Origin of the sequence: Staphylococcus sp. IVB6181, assembly GCF_025561445.1 — a bacterium.
Lineage (GTDB): Bacteria > Bacillota > Bacilli > Staphylococcales > Staphylococcaceae > Staphylococcus > Staphylococcus simulans_B.
Map to the genome: position 1 here is coordinate 235,145 of NZ_CP095096.1, position 23,786 is coordinate 258,930.

The 23,786-nt window shown below is 37.3% G+C and carries 20 protein-coding genes and 2 pseudogenes; 11 read left to right on the forward strand and 11 right to left on the reverse strand.

Annotated elements, in window-relative coordinates:
• Positions 1-298: 298 nt before the first annotated feature.
• Positions 299-1,774, reverse strand: coding sequence for a Na+/H+ antiporter NhaC (nhaC, locus tag MUA90_RS01085; RefSeq protein ID WP_262588776.1), 1,476 nt, complete (start codon positions 1,772-1,774; stop codon positions 299-301).
• A gap of 428 nt (positions 1,775-2,202) precedes the next feature.
• Here nhaC and MUA90_RS01090 point away from each other — a divergent pair, with 428 nt between their 5' ends.
• From MUA90_RS01090 to MUA90_RS01100, 3 genes are all read left to right on the forward strand, one after another.
• Positions 2,203-2,661, forward strand: a complete 459-nt coding sequence (locus MUA90_RS01090) for a Panacea domain-containing protein (RefSeq protein ID WP_262587792.1) — start codon at positions 2,203-2,205, stop codon at positions 2,659-2,661.
• Positions 2,662-2,954: 293 nt separating this feature from the next.
• Entirely contained in the window at positions 2,955-3,677 is a 723-nt protein-coding gene (locus tag MUA90_RS01095; RefSeq protein ID WP_262587794.1) for a poly-gamma-glutamate hydrolase family protein, read from the forward strand.
• Positions 3,678-3,867: 190 nt separating this feature from the next.
• The gene (locus MUA90_RS01100; RefSeq protein WP_162912196.1) at positions 3,868-4,599 is read left to right on the forward strand and encodes a poly-gamma-glutamate hydrolase family protein; all 732 of its coding nucleotides are present in this window, start codon (positions 3,868-3,870) and stop codon (positions 4,597-4,599) included.
• Between the two features lie 59 nt (positions 4,600-4,658).
• On the opposite strand, the gene MUA90_RS01105 is transcribed toward MUA90_RS01100, so the two are convergent.
• From MUA90_RS01105 to MUA90_RS01135, 7 genes are all read right to left on the reverse strand, one after another.
• A complete protein-coding gene (locus MUA90_RS01105) occupies positions 4,659-7,346 on the reverse strand; it encodes a YfhO family protein (RefSeq protein ID WP_262587796.1) in 2,688 nt (895 codons plus the stop codon).
• 66 nt (positions 7,347-7,412) lie between these two features.
• Complete coding sequence (locus tag MUA90_RS01110) at positions 7,413-9,008, reverse strand: gamma-glutamyltransferase (protein WP_262587798.1); 1,596 nt, start codon at positions 9,006-9,008, stop codon at positions 7,413-7,415.
• Entirely contained in the window at positions 8,995-9,171 is a 177-nt protein-coding gene (locus tag MUA90_RS01115) for a hypothetical protein (RefSeq protein WP_158698128.1), read from the reverse strand. The genes MUA90_RS01110 and MUA90_RS01115 overlap by 14 nt, the downstream gene beginning before the upstream one ends.
• Positions 9,161-10,234 carry a CapA family protein gene (locus tag MUA90_RS01120; RefSeq protein ID WP_262587802.1) on the reverse strand — a complete coding sequence of 358 codons (1,074 nt, stop codon included), beginning with the start codon at positions 10,232-10,234 and terminating at the stop codon, positions 9,161-9,163. Before MUA90_RS01120 ends, MUA90_RS01115 begins: the two co-directional genes overlap by 11 nt.
• A gap of 14 nt (positions 10,235-10,248) precedes the next feature.
• Complete coding sequence (pgsC, locus tag MUA90_RS01125) at positions 10,249-10,701, reverse strand: poly-gamma-glutamate biosynthesis protein PgsC (protein WP_105994548.1); 453 nt, start codon at positions 10,699-10,701, stop codon at positions 10,249-10,251.
• Between the two features lie 2 nt (positions 10,702-10,703).
• On the reverse strand, positions 10,704-11,864 hold the full coding sequence (gene pgsB / locus MUA90_RS01130; protein ID WP_262587804.1) for a poly-gamma-glutamate synthase PgsB: 1,161 nt from the start codon (positions 11,862-11,864) through the stop codon (positions 10,704-10,706).
• A gap of 489 nt (positions 11,865-12,353) precedes the next feature.
• Positions 12,354-12,611 carry a hypothetical protein gene (locus tag MUA90_RS01135; protein ID WP_114604306.1) on the reverse strand — a complete coding sequence of 86 codons (258 nt, stop codon included), beginning with the start codon at positions 12,609-12,611 and terminating at the stop codon, positions 12,354-12,356.
• Positions 12,612-12,869: 258 nt separating this feature from the next.
• On the opposite strand from MUA90_RS01135, the gene MUA90_RS01140 reads away from it, so the two are divergent.
• The 7 genes and pseudogenes from MUA90_RS01140 (at position 12,870) to MUA90_RS01175 (ending at position 20,461) form a co-directional block, all read left to right on the forward strand.
• Positions 12,870-13,709: an alpha/beta fold hydrolase gene (locus MUA90_RS01140; RefSeq protein WP_262587808.1), complete on the forward strand. Its 840-nt coding sequence runs from the start codon at positions 12,870-12,872 to the stop codon at positions 13,707-13,709.
• Positions 13,710-14,051: 342 nt separating this feature from the next.
• Entirely contained in the window at positions 14,052-14,756 is a 705-nt protein-coding gene (locus MUA90_RS01145) for a hypothetical protein (RefSeq protein WP_262587810.1), read from the forward strand.
• A gap of 60 nt (positions 14,757-14,816) precedes the next feature.
• Positions 14,817-15,242 carry a helix-turn-helix domain-containing protein gene (locus MUA90_RS01150; protein WP_262587812.1) on the forward strand — a complete coding sequence of 142 codons (426 nt, stop codon included), beginning with the start codon at positions 14,817-14,819 and terminating at the stop codon, positions 15,240-15,242.
• Between the two features lie 267 nt (positions 15,243-15,509).
• Positions 15,510-15,654 (forward strand): annotated as a pseudogene (locus MUA90_RS01155) (YSIRK-type signal peptide-containing protein); the annotation flags it as partial.
• Between the two features lie 511 nt (positions 15,655-16,165).
• Positions 16,166-17,539 carry a fibrinogen-binding adhesin SdrG C-terminal domain-containing protein gene (locus tag MUA90_RS01160; protein WP_262587813.1) on the forward strand — a complete coding sequence of 458 codons (1,374 nt, stop codon included), beginning with the start codon at positions 16,166-16,168 and terminating at the stop codon, positions 17,537-17,539.
• Positions 17,540-17,551: 12 nt separating this feature from the next.
• Positions 17,552-19,885, forward strand: a pseudogene (locus MUA90_RS13925) (SdrD B-like domain-containing protein); the annotation flags it as partial.
• Between the two features lie 387 nt (positions 19,886-20,272).
• Entirely contained in the window at positions 20,273-20,461 is a 189-nt protein-coding gene (locus MUA90_RS01175) for an LPXTG cell wall anchor domain-containing protein (protein ID WP_262588777.1), read from the forward strand.
• Between the two features lie 100 nt (positions 20,462-20,561).
• Here MUA90_RS01175 and MUA90_RS01180 read toward each other — a convergent pair whose 3' ends face one another.
• From MUA90_RS01180 to MUA90_RS01190, 3 genes are all read right to left on the reverse strand, one after another.
• Positions 20,562-21,062 carry a hypothetical protein gene (locus MUA90_RS01180; RefSeq protein WP_262587814.1) on the reverse strand — a complete coding sequence of 167 codons (501 nt, stop codon included), beginning with the start codon at positions 21,060-21,062 and terminating at the stop codon, positions 20,562-20,564.
• 150 nt (positions 21,063-21,212) lie between these two features.
• The gene (locus MUA90_RS01185) at positions 21,213-21,671 is read right to left on the reverse strand and encodes a hypothetical protein (protein WP_114604319.1); all 459 of its coding nucleotides are present in this window, start codon (positions 21,669-21,671) and stop codon (positions 21,213-21,215) included.
• Complete coding sequence (locus MUA90_RS01190; protein WP_262587816.1) at positions 21,655-22,494, reverse strand: DUF3100 domain-containing protein; 840 nt, start codon at positions 22,492-22,494, stop codon at positions 21,655-21,657. Before MUA90_RS01190 ends, MUA90_RS01185 begins: the two co-directional genes overlap by 17 nt.
• 324 nt (positions 22,495-22,818) lie before the next feature.
• Here MUA90_RS01190 and MUA90_RS01195 point away from each other — a divergent pair, with 324 nt between their 5' ends.
• Complete coding sequence (locus MUA90_RS01195; protein WP_262587818.1) at positions 22,819-23,694, forward strand: sigma-70 family RNA polymerase sigma factor; 876 nt, start codon at positions 22,819-22,821, stop codon at positions 23,692-23,694.
• Positions 23,695-23,786 lie beyond the last annotated feature (92 nt).

The window sequence follows — 23,786 nt, forward strand, 5'->3', positions numbered from 1 at the left end:
CATTCTATCAATCTTCAGCTTATAAGATAAGTAAACCACCTTTTATTTTGCTTAGAAAACGTTTTCTTAACGTGTTTTAATGGTCTTATATCCTTATATGAGCAACGTTATAATCCTTTTGAATATAAATAGAAATGATTAGGGTTATCCGAGAAAATAATTATCGTTTGAATTCGACTAATAATGAAGGTTCTCAAAATATGTAAGTCAAAAGGCTGTTTTCATACAAAGAAGACACCCTCATAAAGAGGGTGCGCATCTTTAGGTATTGTATTAATTCGAAATATTTTGATAATTATTATGCTAAATTCGTATCGTTAGGCAAGACCGCTTTCTTTTTTCCAGCATCCGCACGCTTGTCCTTAGGCAATTTCACAATCTTGAAGCCAGTGTAAGCGAAGATGATAGAAATGATCGGTACTAAATAGTTTACAATCGCAAATGGTGCATATTCCATAACACCGACACCTAAAGTCGAAGCGATGAAAACACCGCAAGTGTTCCACGGTACGAAGACAGAAGTCAATGTTCCGCCGTCTTCTAATGCACGTGATAAGTTTTTCGGATGCAATCCTTTTTCATTGAATGTTTTTGCGTACATACGTCCTGGAACAATAATTGAAATGTATTGTTCAGAACAAGTGACGTTGGTACCGATACAAGATAAAATAACTGAAGTTAACAGTGAACCTGTATTCTTTGCCCAACGTAAAATGATACTGATTAATGAATCCAGCATACCTGAATATTCTAAGACCCCGCCAAAAGTCATCGCAACTAATGTTAATGAAATGGTATAGAACATAGATTCTAAACCGCCGCGGTTAAAGAGTTCATCTACCATTTTATTACCAGACTCCATTGTATAGCCCGTTTGCAGCGCTGTCAGTGCTTCTATTAAAGAACCGCCTTGTACAAAGATTTGTGCAAAGAAACCTAAGATAATACCGGCACAAATCGCTGGAATTGCAGGTACCTTCAACATAACTAAGACAATTACTGCTAATGGAATCAATAATAACCAAGGTGAAATCAAGAATTGATCTTGCATTGTAGTAAGGATTTTATTGATATTTTTCGGATTAAAGTTTTTATTTCCGTATTGCATACCGATAAAGAAGAATGCGACAAGAGAAATCAGTAATGCAGGTATTGTTGTAAACATCATGTGTTTAATATGTTCGAATAAATCTACTTTTGTCAGTCCTGATGCTAAGTTCGTCGTATCTGATAGAGGACTCATCTTATCACCGAAGTATGAACCGGAAATAACTGCCCCGGCAACCATTCCAGGATTGATTCCCATACTCATACCAATCCCCATAGAAGCAACCCCCACAGTTGCCATGGTAGACCAAGAACTTCCGATGGCCAGTGCGACAATCCCGCAAAGCAGTACAACGACCGCTAAGAAGAATCTCGGATCAATTAACTGCAACCCGTAGTAAATCATTGTCGCAACAACACCGCTGCCGATCCAAGAACCGATAATCAAACCGACTAAGATGATGATGACAATCGCAGGCAATGCGTGTCTGATCCCCTTATACATCATCTGTTCGACATCATCGAATTTATAACCATGCAGCATGGCTACCCCAATCGCAACCGCTGTCCCAATCATAAGCGGTATATGCGGTTCTTTCTTTAAGACTGCTACAGTAAATAGCATGACTGCAATCATCAAGCCTAAAGTGAATAATGATGGCCAAATACCAATGTGCTTTTTCTCTTTTTCTTCAACAACTTGTCCATTTTTCTCTTCTCCTTGCATAACATCAACCACGCCCCTTTTATATCTTTAGTGTCATAATACATAAATTTGAAATCGCTTTCAACACTAATATGGCAAGGGAATTGCCACTTCAAGACAGCCTTCTGTATTTTTAAGGAAAACACTGTCATTTCACAAAACGCTAGAAAGCTAGTTATATCAAGTGTTTTGATAATTCTGACAAATTTAAAAATGAATGAATTTGACACCATTTTAAGTGCTGAAAAAATTAAAATTATTTTTGATGTGTTCATGACCCTTTGAGAATTATTACAACATTTAAGATTTATGTAAATATAGTTTTGTATCTGCTTCTAATTATTATGGAGGACCAATTTAATGGTGATATTCAAATTATGTAAAATCACCGAGCTGAGATGTAATATATAGAAGCTGCAGTGAAAGGGGACTATAATAGTAGTAAACAAATGCTAAGTCAAACAACTAGGAGAAAATCAGATGATAAACTTGCTGACCATATCTTGTATAGAGCACATACTATCAATGTTCCAATTACCAATCTCCAATTACAAAAGGTTTGGTATTTCGCTTTAGGATATATAATTGATCAAGGTGATATCAATCTTGCAAAAGCAACCTTTAATAACTCACAATTAGAGGCTTGGTTGTATGGACCAGTGGTCCCAAAACTTTATGAAGAGTATCAAGAATATCGAAATAAACCCATTTCTGATAAAGGAGAAAACCATTCAGAATTTGAGAAATATGATAATATGATAGATAAATTAATCCGCTTTAACCCATTTGATTTAGTTTCAATGAGTCATACACATACACATTGGAAGAAAAACGAAAGAAACATTAGAGTTTATGGTAAACGCCCACAATACAAATTTGAAGATTTATTGGAAAGTTTTCATACGTAATGCTAATACAAACACTGAGTATAAACTTGGTGTTTTTTTGTTGCTATCTTCTTTCTTCTGAGAATCAGACTAATCTTTGAATGTCATCAACATATATACTTCCGCTTATTTCATTACTTCTCTAATTATTATTAATTCAGATTCATATATTTAAGTTAAAAAAATATGATTATTTAACGTCATAATGGAAAGAATAATAATGTTAGGAATGATCTTGTGATTGTTCTTATATGTTGAAAAGTAAGTGAGCCATATGGAAATGTAACAATTTCAAATTACAAGGGGCGTTGTCTATGACAAAGACTTTGAAAAATCCGTTGGTAGTGTGTGCAAGTGCAGTAGCGGCGATTGTGATCGGAATAATATTAATTGCACCTTCTGATGCAGGTGCAGCGGATCGTTATCAATCGATGACAGAATTACAGCAGCAAACACAAGAAGGTGTAGATTGGCAGATAGATACGAAACAAGGGACAAATAACACAGTCATTATGGCACCGCACGGCGGAGGCATTGAACCAGGGACAAGTCAAATTGCAGAAGAAGTAGCAAATAAAAACAATGCAAGTTATTATTCATTCCAAGGTATCAGACCGACGAATAATAAAGAGTTGCATGTCACTTCTATCCATTATGATGAACCTAAAGCACAAGAAATGGTGAATCAATCTCAAAGAACAGTCACAATCCATAAAACAGCGTACTCAGGAAATGATATTTATGTAGGCGGACGCGATGCACAATTACGCAACAATATTTCACAATCACTTACTCAAAGAGGATTCGATGTTGCACCTGCGACAGGTAATATTGCGGGACAAAGTTTAAATAATATTACCAATCAGAACCAGCAGCAAGCAGGTGTACAAATTGAATTGAATAATCAGTTTGCCAACCAGTTCTTCAAAAACGGCAATGTTTACCGACCTGAACGTGAAAATCCTGAAAACTATACTCAGCAAATGCATTCATTTACGGATGGTGTTAATGAAGGATTGAATCAATCGCAGCAATAAGAAGAACATGTAAAAGCAGTGTGTTGTTATCAGCACGCTGCTTTTACATGTATTAAGGCAAATACAAAAATCAATTGCCACAATACATGTCCTATCGTACTAACTTAGACAGTCTTATAATTCTTGTACCGAAAAATTGAGACGTGTATCATGGGCAGTAACCGAAATTATGAGCAAGGAGGCCAGGCGTATGACCAATCACGCCTACATAAAATGGATTGCCGCAGCAGTGTTAGTTATCGGTATCATCGTGATTATTATCGTGATGATGCTGTCGTACACTTCTCGTACAGGATGTGCCGCTGATAAATACAATTCTATGACAGATCTTAAAAGTGATACTGAGGAATGCAAAGATTGGGAGATAGAAACACGCAATGAAACCAACCCAACGGTGATTGCGGCGATACACGGCGGCGGTATCGAACCGGGAACGACTGAAATCGCAAGAGAACTTGCTGATCAAACAGGTTCTGGCTTCTATTCATTCAGAGGAATACGCTATGAGAATAACCGAGACTTGCATGTCACAGCTATTCATTATGATGAGCCGAAAGCACAAAAGATGGTCAGACAATCTGAACGTACCATTACTATTCATAAAGCAAGCTTGAGTGACAGCGATGTCTATATCGGCGGTCGCGACATAGCATTAAGAAACCGCATTGCACGTGTTTTATCTGAGAGAGGTATCTCAGTCACAAGAGCAGAAGGGAAGCTTGGCGGTAAGAACCCTCATAATATCGTGAATCAAAATAAAAATCGTGCAGGGGTTCAAATGGAGTTATCCAATCAATTTGTCAGAAACTTTTTCAAAGATGGCGATATGTCTAAAGCATCCAGAGAAGATTCAGACAACTGGACGTCTAACTTCTATGAATTTATTGACGGTATGGATGAAGCGTTAAATGAAAATGAATAATGAAAAGAGAGCAGTGAAGCTTCGTTAATAAACAAAGCGGCACTGCTCTTTTTAGTCGGTTAATCTTGAGAGTGAGGTTTTCCTTTTTTATAAACAAAACGTGTAAAGAAGATAGAAAGGATAATACCAGCTAAACTGATGAATAATAATAGGTAGAGATGCGGCGGTGTGTAAGACAGTTCAATCTGTTCTTGTCCTTTTTTAACAGGAATGACTGTTTGAATACCGTTGCCTTTTTTAACCTCTACATCTTCTCCATCAGCTTTGGCTTTCATACCTTTTTCGTAAGGTGTCGGTACGACGAGATAGCCTTTATCGTTTTTGTCTTTAGTGAATCGATAACCATGATCGGTTTGTTTGATTTTAACTTTATCTTCCTCTTTAGCGGCAGATTTCAATGTTTTATAGTCTTCGCCGTAAACGCCTTTTAATTGATATTTGTACTTGCCTTTTTGAAGGTTCAATCGTACTTTATCATCAGCTTTTACGCGAATCGTAATCGGGTTGACGACACGGCGGTATGAGTAGTTGAGTGAAGAACGCTGTTGTCTGGCTTCATTCAACTTCACTTTGTGCGGCTTGTCTGGTGATTTTAATTCCAGTTCCATCTCGAAATACAAGTCTTTGTATTTGTTTTTAATGTTATCAGGGACTTCATAATCAATACCGCCGTTTTTCTCTTTGACGTGCAGTGTATGGTCATCTGGTTCCCAATCTGCATCGTCGGACTGCTCTTTGATATCGTCTTTTAAGTTAACATTATGTTCAATGTCTGGTGTGGTTGTCTTAGGATGGTCTAACACAACACCTTTTAACATTGCATGTTCACGGTCAATCGGTGTTTTCAGTGATTGTTTGTCATACACTTTATCTGTGATGTGTGTGGCTGGATAATCAATGGTACTTTCTGAATGTTTGTATTTATGTTCATTGCCTTCGACGACTTTCTTCGTTTTGAAGCCGTAAGGCATAGTAGTGTCAGGCGGGTTCTTGAAGCGGTCTTGTACATTCCATAGTGCCATTAAGTTGGCGCGATTGCCTAAGAAGCGGTGATTACTGTTCTTATCAATCGGTTGCTGAATCTGCATGATGTTATCGTAATAGTCCAAGACATCTCCGTTGAATAAACTTGAATATAAAGCCACGCCTCTAAAGCCGTAAATCAATGGAGAGTTTTGTGCCGGGAATGAAAGGTATTCAATACGGCTGAACGGATCTTTGGTTTTCTGTAGATGATCAAACTGCTTTTGAAGCTTTTCGCTGTTGTAATTATCTTTCTCCATAGAGGCGATAGGGCGTTCATAAATGTCCATATGTGTATCATGATAGTTCTTTATCATTACGGCTTGCTGGATAAAGATTAAGCCGATCATGATATAAGGTGTATATTTCATTGTCAGCAGTTCTTTGTTTTGAAGCAGGACATACATAAACAGCATGATAATGAAAGTTACAATCATAAAGCTGTTATCGCCATCATAGTTGGTAAACATATACAGCATAACGCAAACACATAATGCACAAGTGATAACAAATTGCTTAATCGACACTTCAGCTAAGTGCTTAATGAATAACGCAATGAGTAAGCTGGATGAGAACCCTAACAGATAGATCCATCTTCTGGCTGGTAAGGAAAAGCCATTAAAGAAACTATCGAAATAAGGGGTCAATGAACCAATCAGCATAATCCAAGTGACAATCGCAGATAAGCGATAGAAATAATATTTATATAAGTTGAATGCGCATAGTGCAACAAAGGTAAGCATCGAAATCGTGATATAGAAACCATCTGAAAAGATATGGTATTTCTCTTGGAAATCAATGAACCATGAGAGTTTCAAATTAGGATTGATTTGACGGTCATTAGCCATGACACCTGAAACACCTGTGTAAAAACCGACGATACTGACCATTAAACTGAGTACAGCCGCAATAGCTAATACATAAACCTTTTGTACACGATTGACCACATCTTTGCGATAAGGCCAAATGATACGATAAAGGAAATAGAACCCTAATGTAATGAACTCATAATAACTGAAATAGAAATTAGAGAATAAAGTCAGTGCGACTGCGATAATAAATAATCCGATTTTACGTTCTCGAAAGAAGCGTTCCATCCCTAATAGAGATAGAGGGAAGAATATTAATACATCTCCGTAAAATGACCAAGTAAAGTTGAAATAAATGGTTACGACAGAGATGGCATACATTAAAGTCGCACAAATCGCAATCGTTCTCTTGTTGATAAGATATCTGAATAAGTAGTAACTGACCGCAACGGTTAAGAAGACACGAATATAACATAAGAAAATTTGCGTGCCTGCCCAAAACTTGATGTCATGTGTCGGCAGGTGAAAAAGCTGTTCGCCTATCCAAATGAAAAAGAAATAAATCAATATGATCGGTGATGTCGCATAGTAATAGGATAGACTCTTGGTATAATCACCGCCTAAACCAAATGACACATCATAGAAACTTCTAAAGTGTGTATATTGATGATACAAATACTTCTGAAAAGGAATTAACTGTGAAAATCCATCGCCTTTACCAGCAAAAGCCAGCCCTTTTGAAAATGAGTTGATGAAAAAAGGGATAAAGATGATGGTGGTCAGTGCTAAACTGGCCAGCAAGATTGCGAGTAATCGCAATGCCTTAGTTTTATGATCTTGTGAAATGGCGATGCTACCTCCTTTAAAATGAAAGAAGCGAGGTATGAGATACAATCTTGCCATTGCTTTACTCATTGCCTCGCTTGCTTTTTGTACATAATCAGGTGAGAGAGGGCAGGAAGTCCCGCCGTCTTTTGCACCTTATCTGATTTCTACGTCGTGTCCTGTTTCGACTTTTTTGTCTTTCTTGAAGTAAGTGGCACCTTGAAGACTTCCGAAGTTAGGGTTGTCTGAACTATTGACAGGTTTATAACCGAGGTCTTTGAAGTTTTTGATTTGTTCATCATCCATACCGTCTTCATAATACATTTTCTTACCATCGTTATAGAAACGCGGTTTCTCAATTGCTTTTTGCAGCGAGTCGCCGTTACGCAAGTAAGAAGATAAGAATTCATGTGTTAATGTCGGTACCTTGTTGCCGCCTGGTGTACCTGCACCTACGTAATAATCATCACCTACAACGATTGTCGGTGAGATATAAGAACGCGGTGATTTATGCGGCTCTCCTTTATTATCGCTTTTTGGCGCTGTTGAGAAGCGTTTCAGCGAGTTGTTTAGGAAGAAGCCTTGTTCAGTATACTTGCCGTTACCAAAGAAGTTATTCAATGTGTTCGTTGTACTTGTCATTTTGCCTTTTTTATCAATGACAACGAAGTGTGAACCTGCTGTATTGACTTGTCCTTGCAATCCGAAGTTGTTTTCTTGGTTTTTGTATTTGTTCGCACGTTTCAGTACGTATTCATCTTCAACTTTCTTCATGTCGTTAGGCACTTTATCGTTGATTAAATATCTGTTTTTGAAGTTGACGTTTCTTGCGTTGGCTACACTTTCTGCGAAGTCTTTCGGTGTATCTTCGCCATAGTTGCCGTTTAAGGATTGATCGATTTTCAATGCCTGTAATGATAAGAACCCGCTTGTCGGGTTAGGTGTGGTATAGACTTTATTGTTGAGATAGTCTGTAGAAATCGGTTGTTTCTTTTTAGTGCCATAGTCGTTAAAGTCTTTTTCTTCTAAGTTGCCGTCCGTTTGTTTAGCGATACTTGAACCCAGCTTTTTATAGAAGTAGTCGTCACCATGATCTCTGATGCCTTTTAAAGTATCTGCTAAGTCTTCTTGTTTTACAACGTCACCGCTGCTCACGACTTTATTGTCTTTGAAGAAAGGTGAGTCTTTATCGATGGTTGCGCTGTATTTTGAAAGAATTTTGGCTAAGTCTGTGTTGACTTGGAACCCATCCTCAGCTAACGGAATCACATAATTCAAGATTTTTTTCTCGCTCATTTTTCCCTCTTTGTCATGCATGTCGTGCATACCTTTAACAAAACCAGGTACGCCGACTTGGTCGCCGTTTTTGTAGTGGTAAGATGAAACGGCACTATAGTCGTATACGCTTGGTTTAGAGCCTTTCTTTCCATCATATGTCATGGAAGCCCCTTCGCCGCCTAAACCAGCAGCATAAGGCTCTGTTACTGCTAACGTATATGCAACACCATAGGCTGCATCGGCAGAGTTCCCGCCGTCTTCTAAAATTTTATTACCAACTTCTCTGGCGATTTTATTGTTCGTCGATACCCCATATTTTTTATCTGCGCTTTTATGGTTTTGCGACGCTAATTTGTTTTCATACAATTTATCTTTATCTACTGTATCTTCTTTGTTCACGAAGTAGAAGACCGTCGAAATGATAAGGGTGACTACAAAGATAACACCCAAAACCTTTTTGCTATAAATACTCATGGAAGATGACGCCTCCATTTAGACTTACTTTTTGTTCGATTTTAAGGTCTTGCTTTTCATATTTATCTAAAGGCTCGTTTGCGTTACTCATGATAATCATCAGAAAGATAGCCGCAATTACCAGCACGATTACACCATAAAGAATGTAATTTTTAACTTTCATATTGGTAACCTCCTTTAGTTTGTTTTAATTTGATCGACGGATCTGAGATACGGTTTGTTAATTTTTGTTTTTCAATGAAATTCATATTATCTTTCGTAATTTGGTCTCCTGATGTCTTAATCGGTGTGATCATGAATTTACTTTTATCTCCGTCCCATGATTGCTGTAATGCGAGTCCTTTTTTGTTCTCTGATAAGAACTTGTCGGAAGTCACATTACCGAGACTGTAGAAGATATCTGTATCTTTATGCTTCTCGATTTTTTGTACGACTGAGTTATGACCAACAACGACATCAGCGCCGGCATCTGCCAGGGCGTGACCGTATGTACGTTGACGGCTTGTAACGTTCGGCTCATCTGGGATACCCCAATCTACATTAACAATGACCATGTCATTATCTTTCTTTAATTGCTGGATTAACGGTACAAAGATTTTAGGGTCTAAAGCAATCGAAGTCGTCGCTTTTCTAGGGTCCATATATTTTGAATTCACATCTGTAAAGGACACACTGGCGATTTTCTTGCCTTTGACTGTCTTATGCGACACTTTACTGTTAATCGCATTTGAACCGTTACCCGTAATAAAGTTATAGCCGAAGCGTGAACTTGTCTGTTTCTCGATTTGTTTGATTTGTTCTAAATCAACAGAGTTGTTCGTTAAGTTTAAGTTTTTAAAGCCTTGATGTTTTAAGAAACTAATATTTCTCATGTTCTTTTTGATATTTTTTTTAGGATCCTCAGCAAAGTTATTCACATTCAAGCTTGCTGTTGAATAATCACTGTCTTCAATGATGTCTGAAATTGAACTGAACATATCATGCAAACTGTTTTGGCGGATATGTTTGTTTAAAGTGACGTTGCCGAAATAAGCAAGGTGTACATCGTCTTTTTTGTCTTTCGCAAATACGTCTACTTTATCTGTTTTGAACGTTACCATAAGGGTAATGAGCAAAACGAGAGCAATGACAGTGACACCAATCATATATTTAGAATTATGCTTTTTCTGGTTTTTAGACTTTTTTAGAATCCAATTCTCTATATTGAAAGGTTCTTTATTCGCCATAATGCATCTCCTTTTTATTTAATGAAGCTATATGCAAATAAAACAACGTAAGTCATGCAAGTCAGCAACATACATGAAGCTAATGTTGTAATTGTGCCTTGTTTTTGAATTGTATTTGCGATGATACCAGGAATGACGATACCGATACCGGATATCTGTATGACCTCAAATGGGGTCAGTGGATAAATCAAGTCGAATATGAACTTGATAATCATACCGGTTAAAATCATTGCTGCGAACTTACGACGACCGTATAGCAATGCAACTCTGCTAATACCGTGTGCAACGATGAAGTATGTTAAACAACTGATCAGAAGCACGGATAATAACATAATCGGCTGATCGAAGATTAATGCTAAGTAACCTGGAACAACCAGACCGGCTGGTGTAATCCCGAATTTCTCAGCGAATATCAAACTCAGCACGATGCCTACGAATAATGAAAAATACAACTCTGAACCTACCAAAATTAATCCAACCCTTCTAATAAATTGACAACTTTCTTACCATTGCCGTGTATATTTCCGACACAAAATACCAGTGCAGATTTTGATTCTTCAAAAATAGCTTGTTCTACTTCTTCGAACGGCTTCCCTTCAAAGTTCAAGTATTTCTTATCCGGGCGCTCATTCTTCATGACTTCTGTTACTAATTGCGTACTCTTACCGACACAAATCAATGTGTCGTAATCGACTTTAGTAATGAAATCTTCAGCGAAGAGTTTCGTGCGGTCTAATCTATCGCCACGACAGTTTAAGATAATGACTTTCTTTTCGTGAGGATATTTATAATCGATGACTTTCTGTAAGATGGCTTTTGAAGATTGAGGTTCGTTTGCCGCGAAGGCGTTAACGAAAATATTCTTCGTATCATTCTTGTGGTAATAATGTATATGAACAGCACCGCTGTCTGGCGGAGCATTCAGCATACCTTCAAGTGCTACTTCTTTGTTAGCACCGATTGCTTCAGCAACACCCATCGCGATTGCGACGTTATCTGGGAAAACAATGTAATCGAACTGACGAAGGAGGGACTCTTCTACTTCGTCTCTGTCAACGATAATCGTTTCTGTGTTGCGTTTGTCAGCAACCTTTTTGAAAAAGTCTGTGTAGTCGTCTTTCATGATGACTAATTTGCCGTTGTATGGAATCGTAGCTGTAAATGCTTCTGCCACTTCATCCAAAGTAGGGCCGAGTGTTTCCATATGGTCTTCCATAACGTTCACAATGACACCTACATTGGCACGTAATAACTTCTCCTGGAATGTGATTTGATAGTCAGGGTTAACAGCCATACATTCGTTAACGATAGCTTCGCCATTATTATCAATCACATTTTGAAGAATTTCTTTTTGCTCACCGATGTTAGGGCCTTGCGGCTTACGAACAACGGGATACTCTTTCTCATCAAACCAATACAGCATACGTGCATCGGTTCCTGTCGTCTTACCGATTACTTTGTAGTGATCTTCGCGCATAATGCCGTAAATCAAACGTGTAATGGTAGATTTTCCGCGGATACCGTTGATGTTGATACGTAATGGGATTTTATCAATACGTTTTCGATGTTTGCGCATTTCTAAGATGCCTAGAACCAAGATTAAAGCAGAAAAAATTACAACTAGTAACAACTATTTCACCTCATTCTTTTTTGTCCCCGAACAGATTAACATATTAGATTCTTAAAAAATACAATTTTACCGAAATGTAAAAATGTTTATAATCTGTTAATAATCGTTAATAAAAATAGTATTAATATTAGTAGTTGATAACTAAAATAGTAATTATCTAAATAGAGGGGGAATTCGGAAAATTTTATAATGACCATAAAGCAAGACACGACAATTGTTAACATGAGTCATCTTTACCTTCTGCCTAACAATTGTTTGACAATGGTAATATTTGTAATATATGTAATATATTTAGTGTATTTAAGAAAAATAATAGAAATAGTTTATAAGTATCAATTTATATTTACACAAAAGAGGAAAGAATTTTAGCGTGCAAGGCTTTAATTAGCTGCTATGTATTATGGCGTTAGATTCTATCGCAGACGATAAAAAAGGAGTCAGAAGATAAAAAATACCCGCGTACTTCTATTGAAATAAGCGGGTTAAATATTAAAAGAAAAAGAACATTAAGCCTAAAATCGCCAGGATGCATGCGAGTATTTTGCTTTCTTCAAAAATATAAACAGCGAAGCTGACTAACATGATAAGGCGTGAGCTTCTGAAGATGAAACTCGCACCAGGAATATGCATCAGGTGTGTACGATTTAAGATCATAATAATGAAGACGATTATCATAGCTATAATACCTAAGCATAATGTGATTTTCTGGTAATTTTTCATACGTTCGAAACGACTAAGTACGGCCATCGGTGTACCTCCTTTAAGATGTGAAAAACTGTGATATGTATGAATGTATTTAACCTATAAGATATACAAAGGATTAATGTTTTTCAATGCAATTTACATTAAAAATATATTAGTGCAATAATCCGCAAAAAACCTTTACATTTGCGTGTTTTACGTGAAACATCACTGATTTTGCATGATTTGAAGAATTTAGGGAAACGATTGGCATATCAAACTTTAAATGGCTTCACAGCATTTATATAGAGAAAGGGAATGAATATGGAAACTTTAAATTTAAAGGGCACCAACTTGCATTACCATAAACTCGGACAAGGACCTGTCTTAATATTAATTCCAGGTGCTAATGGTACTGGAGATATCTTTTTGCCGATGGCAAAAACATTAGCAGAGGATTATACTGTCATTGCGGTAGATCGCAGAGGTTTTGGACAAAGTCACCTTACAGCACCGCTGCTTGCAGAAGTCAGCAGTTCGAAAAGCGAATACCGTGTTAAACAAGATGCAAAAGATATTGTACGATTAGCAGAACATGAAAGCAAAGATGCGCCGGTTAATATTTTCGGTACAAGCACAGGCGCAATTATTGCGATGCACCTCTTGCAAGACCATCCATATATCGTGAAAACAGCAGCGTTGCATGAACCGCTTATCAATTCATTCTTGCCTGATGCAAAATATTGGCAAGATAAGAATCAAGCAATTGTAGAAACTGAAAATGATGAAGGCATGTCAGATGCGATGGAATTATTGGGAGAAACATTACGTGTTACATCTCTTGATCAAGAAATGATGACACAACCAGTAGAAGATGCGGAAGATGAAGTAACAGTACAACATCTGAAAGAAATGGAAAATTGGTTTGAATATGAATTGCGCCAATATACTGCATCTCAAGTGACAATCGAAACGCTGCGAAAACTGAAAGAGAAAATCATACTCTTAAACGGCACAAATGCCGCAGGATCATTTCCGCAAGAAGTGAACAATTATCTTGCGGCAGCATTATCCATTGAAATAAACAGAATGTCGGGCGGTCATCTCGGATATGTCCAAGAACCGCATGACTTCGCTGAAACACTTAAAAAAATCTATCAATAAAGCACATTCAATAATCTCGCGCTGTATCCATTAAGTGATACAGCGTATTTTTTATGTTCGTCTATTGTAATTTATAGAAAATATTTATTGACAAAAACAAATAATTAATTAATTATGATAAAAGTATTGTTGATTGATGATGGGTAATCTAAATATATAAGAAAGCGCTTGCGTAGTTTAACCTTGTGATGACAGTGTTATAGATATACAACTTGTGAGCAATTGTATGTTATAAACATACAATGTTTAATAATATGTACAATTAAATATTTCGTTTTACCATTATGATAAAGGTGTGAGGCAAAAGAAACTTCGTTTTAACTAGGAGGTCTTTGATTAGAAATGAAAGAAACAGCAATTTTAAAATCGCTTCACGTATGTTTAGGCATAAATGTTAAAGCATACGATTCTAATCTGAATGAGATACAGGAGTATACATCGAAGAAACACATAAGCCCGCAATATAATGAACTTGATCTTATTAAGTCAGTTGAGCGTGAGAAAGAGAGGCTGAATTGTTTTATTTTGACAGGCAGTTTAGATGAAGTATTTCTACTGCACTATTTTGAAGAAAAATATTATTTATTCGGACCGCTCAAAGTAAACTGCTTGCCGTCTGAGGATTGTTTTGAAAAGTATCTGAAAGACCAAAACATCAACATTAAATTTAAGCACGCAATCAATGATTATGTACAAGCGTTGAGAGTTTATTCACTTGAAGATCTTAAAGACATCATTAAATTGGTAGATTACCTATTTACACCAGACACAACCGACAAATCTTTTGAGCCTATACATAATTATGCGATGAAATTGCAGAAAATGTTGGATGAAGCAGGGCTGGAAAAATTATTCTTTATTGAAAATGACACTGAAAGAAACAAATTGGAGTATGAAAAGCAAATACTGAAACTAGTAAGACAAGGTTCGATGAAAAAGTTAAAAAAATCTCTGTCAGATTTGGAAGGAGGAATCATGCCTTTAAGCAAAAGAGATTCGATTCGCAGCGAGAAAAACTATTCAATCATTGTATTTGAAAAGTTATAACAACTTGCAATTGAATCAGGCATGGATGTTTTAGAAGCTACACGCACAAGAGATCAAATGATGGTTGATAATAAAGCCGCAAAAAGCTTCTCTGAAATTATGAAAGTTAGAAATGGTGCCATTGTCTTCTTTACTAAAAAGATAAGTGAAATCGTAGATGAAGAAATTTCACCATTTCTATCTTCTATACTCAGTTATATCAATAAGAACTTGTATAATGAGCTGACTATAGAATCTATCGCAAAGGAATTCAACATTAGCCAAACGACATTAAATTTAAATTTTAAAAATGAACTCGGAATGACAGTGAAGAAATATATCACTAAATCTAAATTGGAAGATGCTAAGAAATTACTAGATAGAAATCTAAGTATAAGTGAAATCTCCCAAATGTTAGGTTATGCCGATTCGTCTCACTTTTGTAAAAAGTTCAAAAAGGAATTTCAAATGACACCTACGCAATACAGAAGAAATACGAAATCTTAATTTTCAAAATTCCACAGTAATAGTACAGTTTTCACTATTAAATACAATATTTTTTATTTGGGTTTAAATATCATTAAATTAAGTCGATTAATTTGTAATTGTACGCAACTCATGATGTGAGTCCCCAGGGATGAAGAGAGTCTGTCTATTTCACTATAAAACCTTCTCCGACGTTCTTTTAGTACATAGCAGATTAGTTCGGCTCTTTTTTAGCATTATGGGAGTTATAAATATTAACAAAATTTTGCTATCGAAAGGGGTAATGACATGAACAAAAGTTCAAATGGGTTTGACGCAAGACGTCAAAACAAATATTCCATCCGCAGGTTCACGGTTGGAACAGCATCAATTATCGTAGGAGCAACATTATTATCCGGATTAGGTCAAGAGGCAAGAGCAGCTGAAACAACAGCAAACGACTCTAGTCAATCTACAGGCAGTACATCAGAACAGCCTAATACGCCAACAGATCAACCAACTCCAGATGCACAAACTACTCAAACAGAAACAACTCAAACAACAGAAACACAAACAAATACTGCAGCTCAAACAGAAACACAACCTGCAGAAACATCTAAGGAAACAGCACCGACGACTGCACCAGAAACTGCAGAACAACCAGCACCAACACAAGATGCAGCGCAACCAGAAGCTCAACAAACAGAAACAACTGCTGCAAAAGAAGCGGCACCAGAAACTGCAAATCAACCGGCACCAGAACAAGAGTCAGCAACACAAGAAGCACCAGCTGAACAACCGGTACCTGCTAAAGAAGAAACAGCAGCAAAAACTGAAGAACTGCAGTACAAGCACCAAAAGTACAAGAAACAGCACAAACTGAAACAGCACAAAAAGAAACGTCAACTGCTAACGAAACAGCAGCACCAGAACAAAATAACACAACAGCACCAGCAGAAAATACAGTGACAGAAACAGCGCCAAAACAAGAGAGTGCACCAGAACAAAATGTAACTTCAACACCGCAAGCAGATACTGTTGAAAACACAGCATTAACAGCAGCACCGCAACAACTTACAGCGACAGAACCGACTAATGCTGAAGTAACAGGTACAAATACTGATGCAGCGACACAACAATTAGCTGAACAAGCAGGTGTAACACCTCAAGACTCACCTGAAGTTGCAGCGGCTAAATTGTTGCAGCAGTCATCTCAAAATAAAGATGCAAACACAATTGAAACAGTAGCAGAAACAACACCAGTGTTAAGATCCGCATCAGCTTTCACTGCAGGAGCACCTAACGATACATTAGTGACGCAAACAGGTGCCAATGTTAATGATTTAGTAACTGTTTCAAATGCGCAAATCACTGAAACAGCAATTGATCCTAACCAAGGCGGTCACTTTGCTTTAACAGGAGATTACACAGTAAACGGTACGGTTAAACAAGGAGATTACTTTACTTTCCAATTCCCAGATAATGTTAATTTAGATGGCGCATTGGACTACACAGGCAATGATAATAAAATGGTCTTCTCTCTTGATTCTCCAGCAGGCTTTACTATTGCGGATGGTTCTTATGACACAAATACTAAAACATTAACATACACCTTTACTGACTGGGTGAATGGCAAAGACAACATTGCAGGAAGCTTTAATATTGCCCAATTCCCTGACCGTCAAGATGCACAATCAGTGGGAACTTACCCATTAAACTATGATTTAGCGGGAGAAGCATATAGCCCTGAAATCACTTATAATTATTCACCTGTAGATGAAGGTTTTGAATCAGCAAGCTTATCTTCTTCAATATCAGATGTGGATAACACGAATACAACAAATACGTTCAAACAAACGATTTATGTTAACCCTCAAGATAAAACTTTAAACGATGCTTTTGTAACTTTAGCGCCTAAAGAGGTAAGCAGTGCCATTATTAATACTACTGATTCAAAATTCCAAATTTATAAAGTGGATGATCCGAATACGCTGACAAACAGCTATTATTTCGATACAACAGGAAAACAAGATTTAGCAGCAGACTTCCAAAATGCTGACCAAATCCACACAAATCAAGATGGCTTAGTTCAAATTGACTTTGGCGCAATCGATTCACCATATGTCATTATTATGGAAACACCATTCGATACAACAATCGGCAATGAAATTACTACTAGAGACACTATCTATACTACAGACACTAATAACATCAAAAACAGCTACTATTGGGATAATGGTGTCATTGTATCTGATAGTTCAGGTACTGGTGACGGTACAGAACAAACATATCGTTTAGGCGACTATGTTTGGGAAGATACAAATAAAGACGGTATCTAAGATGCAGGTGAAAGTGCACTTCAAGGTGTTAACGTTACCCTTAAAGATGAAGGCGGCAATGTATTGCAAAATGCAGTAACTGACCAATACGGCAACTATTTATTTACAGACTTAGCAAATGGCAACTATGTAGTTGAATTTGCGACACCAGAAGGTTATGAACCAACAGTTCAAGGCGATGGTACGAATGCAGATGTTGATTCAAATGGTTTAGTTGCGAAAGCAACAATTCAAGATGGCGACAATCTAACAATTGATTCAGGTTTCTACAAACCAACACCAGTTCCAGCAACATATAACTTAGGCGACTACGTTTGGGAAGACTCAAATAAAGACGGTATCCAAAACTCAAACGAAGTGGGTATCGGAAATGTAACTGTTACTCTAACAAAACCGGACGGTACAACAGAAACAGCGACAACAGATGCACAAGGTAAATACAACTTTACTGGTTTAGAAAACGGAGAATATACAGTTGAGTTCACAGCTCCAGAAGGTTATGAAGCAACACTAACAAACGTTGGTGATCAAGCATTAGATTCAAACGGATTGAAAACAACAGCGACAATCAACAACGCAGACAATAAAACAATCGACTCAGGTTTCTACAAACCGACGGTTGAACCGACACCAGTTCCAGCAACATATAACTTAGGCGACTATGTTTGGGAAGACTCAAATAAAGACGGTATCCAAAATTCAAACGAGGTTGGTATCGCAAACGTAACAGTGACTCTAACAAAACCAGACGGTACAACAGAGACAGCGACAACAGACGCACAAGGTAAATACAACTTTACTGGTTTAGAGAACGGAGAATATACAGTAGAATTCACAGCACCAGAAGGTTATGAAGCAACTCAAACAAACGTTGGCGATCAAGCATTAGACTCAAACGGCTTGAAAACAACAGCGACAATCAATAATGCGGATAATAAAACAATCGACTCAGGTTTCTACAAACCGACGGTTGAACCACAACCAGAACCAGCGAAATATAATCTAGGCGACTATGTTTGGGAAGATTCAAACAAAGACGGTATCCAAAACTCAAACGAAGTGGGTATCGCAAACGTAACAGTGACTCTAACAAAACCAGATGGCACAACAGAAACAGCAACAACAGACGCACAAGGTAAATACAACTTCACTGGCTTAGAAAACGGAGAATATACAGTTGAGTTCACAGCCCCAGAAGGTTACGAAGCAACTCAAACAAACGTTGGTGATCAAGCATTAGATTCAAACGGCTTGAAAACAACAGCGACAATCAACAACGCAGATAACAAAACAATTGACTCAGGTTTCTATAAACCGACGGTTGAACCACAACCAGAACCAGCAACATACACAATCGGAGATAAAGTATGGGACGACAGCAATAAAGATGGTGTTCAAAACTCAAATGAAAAAGGCATTGAAGGCGTAAAAGTAACGTTGACAGATAAAGCAGGCAAAACAACAGAAACAACAACAGACACAAACGGAAATTACAAATTCACAGGTCTATACAACGGAGAGTACACAGTAACATTTGAAACACCAGAAGGTTACGAAGGTACAAAAGTAAATGTGGGAGACAAAGCATTAGATTCAGATGGATCAACAGTGAAAGTAGTAGTAGATAACGCAGACGACTTCACAATCGACAGCGGCTTCTACAAACCGACGGTTGAACCAACACCAGTACCAGCAACATACACAATCGGAGATAAAGTATGGGACGACAGTAATAAAGACGGTGTTCAAAACTCAAATGAGAAAGGCATTGAAGGCGTAAAAGTAACGTTGACAGATAAAGCAGGCACAACAACAGAAACAACAACAGATGTAAACGGAAATTACAAATTCACAGGTCTATACAACGGGGAATACACAGTAACATTTGAAACACCAGAAGGTTACGAAGGCATAAAAGTAAATGTTGGAGACAAAGCGTTAGATTCAGATGGATCAACAGTGAAAGTAGTAGTAGATAACGCAGACGACTTCACAATCGACAGCGGCTTCTATAAACCGACGGTTGAACCAACACCAGTACCAGCAACATACACAATCGGAGATAAAGTATGGGACGACAGTAATAAAGATGGTGTTCAAAACTCAAATGAAAAAGGCATTGAAGGCGTAAAAGTAACGTTGACAGATAAAGACGGCACAACAACAGAAACAACAACAGACGCAAACGGAAATTATAAATTCACAGGTCTATACAACGGAGAGTACACAGTAACATTTGAAACACCAGAAGGTTACGAAGGCACAAAAGTAAACGTTGGAGACAAAGCGCTAGATTCAGATGGATCAACAGTGAAAGTAGTAGTAGATAACGCAGACGACTTCACAATCGACAGCGGCTTCTATAAACCAGTGGTTGAACCAGAGAAACCGGAAGTGCCAGAAGAGCCAAATACACCGGAACAACCAGAGAAACCAGAAGTACCGGAAGAGCCAAATACACCGGAACAACCAGAGAAACCAGAAGTACCGGAAGAACCAAATACACCAGAACAACCAGAGAAACCGGAAGTACCGGAAGAACCAAATACACCGGAACAACCAGAGAAACCAGAAGTACCGGAAGAGCCAAATACACCAGAACAACCAGAGAAACCGGAAGTACCAGAAGAGCCAAATACACCGGAACAACCAGAACAGCCTGAAGTACCGGTACAACCAAATACGCCAGAAGAACCAAGTGAACCAGTTAAACCTTCAGTAGACACACCAGCGGTGTCTAAAGAAGCTGAACAACTTACAGCACCGGCTAAGGAACAACCAGCTAAAACGCAAGAAACTGAAGAATTACCTGATACAGGTAACTCAACTGGTAATGCAACATTATTCGGCGGACTATTTGCGGCATTAGGTAGTGTGTTCTTATTTAATCGTCGTAAAAAAGACTCAAAAGAAAATAAATAATTTGTTATGCCATATGTATAGTAAATTTCTCTCTAATTTTACTAATGCATAAGCAAAGCCTCCTTAGCGCACGTAAGTGTCTGCATAAGGAGGCTTCTTTTTAATGTAAATTCAATTCATCTGTATAAAGTGTTTCTGAGGCCCTTGGCAACCATGGTCTGCCGGACATAAATCCTGCATGTTTACCTTCAAATTCTGTGTTCATAAGTTCATCTATAGCTTGTCTTTGCCATTCTCTTTCTCTTTTAATACAAAACTTTTCGTGTTCACTCATTTCAAATTGGTAGAGCCATTCAGGAATAAATTTCTTCGGCTTTCTCTTTTTCGTTCCTGCATACTCATTGAGTTCAATCGTTATGGCTTTTTTCTCATAATAAAATGTGTCTTTCAAAAATATTAATTCAATGGGTGCTGCTTTTGGTAAAGGCAGTCCCAATTCTTTGTACTTTGCTAAAGCAAAACCTAAACAATCTTCAGCTGGCAGCATTTCAATCGGCGGCATTAATTCATGTAATGATTCTACATCGAAATCTATAAAGAAGTATTTTCCTTCAAGCTTTGGATCGTTTTTATAATAAATAGCGACATATGTGACTTTCATAAATAAGTACCTCTCTATCATTAGAATATTAGATGGTTTATGTTTATAGAGAGTAAGCAGTTTGAATTAGTGATGTAGTCATTATAAAAAACGAAAGCCGACGAGACAATCGACTTTCGTTTACATATAAGGTAAAATCATTGGTTTGTATTAAATAATGCCTTGCAGCTTCAAAACAATATGTGCAACTACTGCTGAGCCAACATAAGTTCCCATTAAAACAACCATTCCTACTACAATGGTCTTCCAGCCCAGTTTAGCAAAATCTGCCCAAGAGTTTCCTATAGAAATTCCAGCATAAGCAACGACAGGTGTAGCAAGTGCCATCAGCTCTACGTTATGTGTCCAACTAACAATGTAAGGTGCCGTCGGCACTCCAGGAATTGTTAAGATTAGTGCCAAAATCCCTATATAAGCAATGCTGGGGATATTAAGCGGTATTAATTGCTGAAGAATCATACCTATCAAAGCAATGCCCATTAGTGCAAGCACTCCTGGTACTGCCTTTGCAGGCATAATGTTTTGACCAATCCAATTACTGATCACTGCGATAATTCCAACAACTACAAGTGTCAAAGACCAATTAATAATATTAGATGTGAGTTTCATGAGTATCCCTCTTTTCTGGTACGTTTCGTTTAATCTTTGCTTTGAGTTTCATAACGCCATTGTAATAACGGATCGTTAACGGTAATGCGATTAAGATACCCATGCCCATGTATAATCCGGTTACTGATGTTAAAAGATTACTTACACCAGAAAAGGCTTTGATATCACTAGCATAAGTTGGAAACATTTCAATAATAGGACCTACTGCTGCCGCAGACATAACTCCGCTGCCGACACCTGTTGCCATAGCATAAGCCAATGGGTGTAGCGGAAGAACAGAAGCGATAAGCCCTGAAAAGATACTGAAGAAAATCGCACCGAAAATTGTACCAAAGATATACATAGACATGACACCGCGCCATTCAGGCGATTCGATGCCGAACTTCTCTGTGATCAAAGCCATGTTGGCTTCACGTCCGATTGAATGCGTCATACCAATTGATTCACGACGAAGTCCTAACATAATTGCTAAAGGCAAAGATAAGAAAATCGTTCTAAGGTTACCTAACTCCTGCAAAATCAAAGCAGGACCTGCCGCAATGATTTTCGGTAATGCAGGACCAGCTTCTGTACCAAATTTCGCAATTAGAATGGCCACCGAAATAAATACCATAGGTTCAGAATTCTTTGCCTGTTTCTTTTTGACTAAAGGAGTGAAATAAGCTAATAAACCTAAGACAACTCCATAAACTACAGGTAATAATAAAATTGATGTTACTCCAAGTGGAATATCGAACGGTCCGATGAGTTCACAAACAACAACAATGGCTAATACTAAAGTATGTAATCGCCAATCTTTCCAATAATGTTGTCTTTGATTCATAGTTATCTCCTCCTATTAAAATATATTCACAATAATCAGAATATTGCGTGAATGAACTCATTGTAACTCTATTGAGTGAGAAAGTGAAGAGGTAAAAGCATTAATTTTACTTATTTAGCAAAGGAAAATCAGTACATTATCCCGTAAAATAAGAATTGTATAATTAATAAGAGAAAGAGAGTTGATGAATTTTCAATAGCTGATTCAAATTTAAGGATGGAGTGTGATTTTCAAATGGGCGAATAATACTAAAATAGCAAACTAAAAATAGAAAATAGCAAACTAAAAATAGGTAATATAAAAAATTGATAGAGAGAGACAACAATGAAAAATCATAATGTTAACATAACAACTACTAAGAAAAATCAATATTCCAAAGCTGATACCTATCATAACAATATGGAGTATTTAACAGAATTAAAAGATTGTACTGATGAAAAGAGAAAGGCATGTTTGACTGAAAAGCTTATATACGTCAATCGCAAAAGTGTCTGTTATTTTGCAAGAAGGTTATTAAAACTTGCTAATGGAACGATAACGGATATAGACGATTTGATTTCAATAGGAAATATGGGAATCGTCTATACGATTGAGCGATTTGATATGGATAAAAAATATCAGTTTTCTAGTTACTTATTCAGCAATATCCACTTCTTGATGCTCAAGGCAATTTCAGCCAATAGAACAACTATAAAACTTCCAGCCGAAAAGATGACGAAACTCAACAAGATGAGTACTATTATGGTTCGAAATCCATACCTACTCTCAAATGAGTTAGATCAATTGCTTATCGAACAAATGAGAATAAGTGAAAATGAATTAATGGAGCTGCGAGGGTATTATCATACTCATTTTAAAGGGTTAATTTCTTTAGATGCAGAATATGAAAAAATTCAAGAAGAAGAGTGTATTGAACGTGCCTTAGGCTTTCTAGATATAGACTTAAGCCATTCAACTGAAACTACAGTCGTAAGTAAGATTATGTATGAAGATGTAGAACGCATCGCTAAAGAGAATCTAACTGAATCAGAATGGAAATTATTAGAAAGATACTTTGGATTAAACGGGTATGAAGCCACACCAACAGCACAAATCGCCCGTGAAGAAGGGTGCTCCAAATCCTGTGGCAGCTACAGAAAGAACAACGCTATAAGAAAATTAAAGAAGGCATTAAGACAAAAAGGATATTTTAGAAACTAACAGAATAATATAAGAAACAAGAGCCATGTACTTTATGTAAGAAATTACAGAAGTACATGGCTTTTGTGATTACAGAGATGTAATTTTAAGCA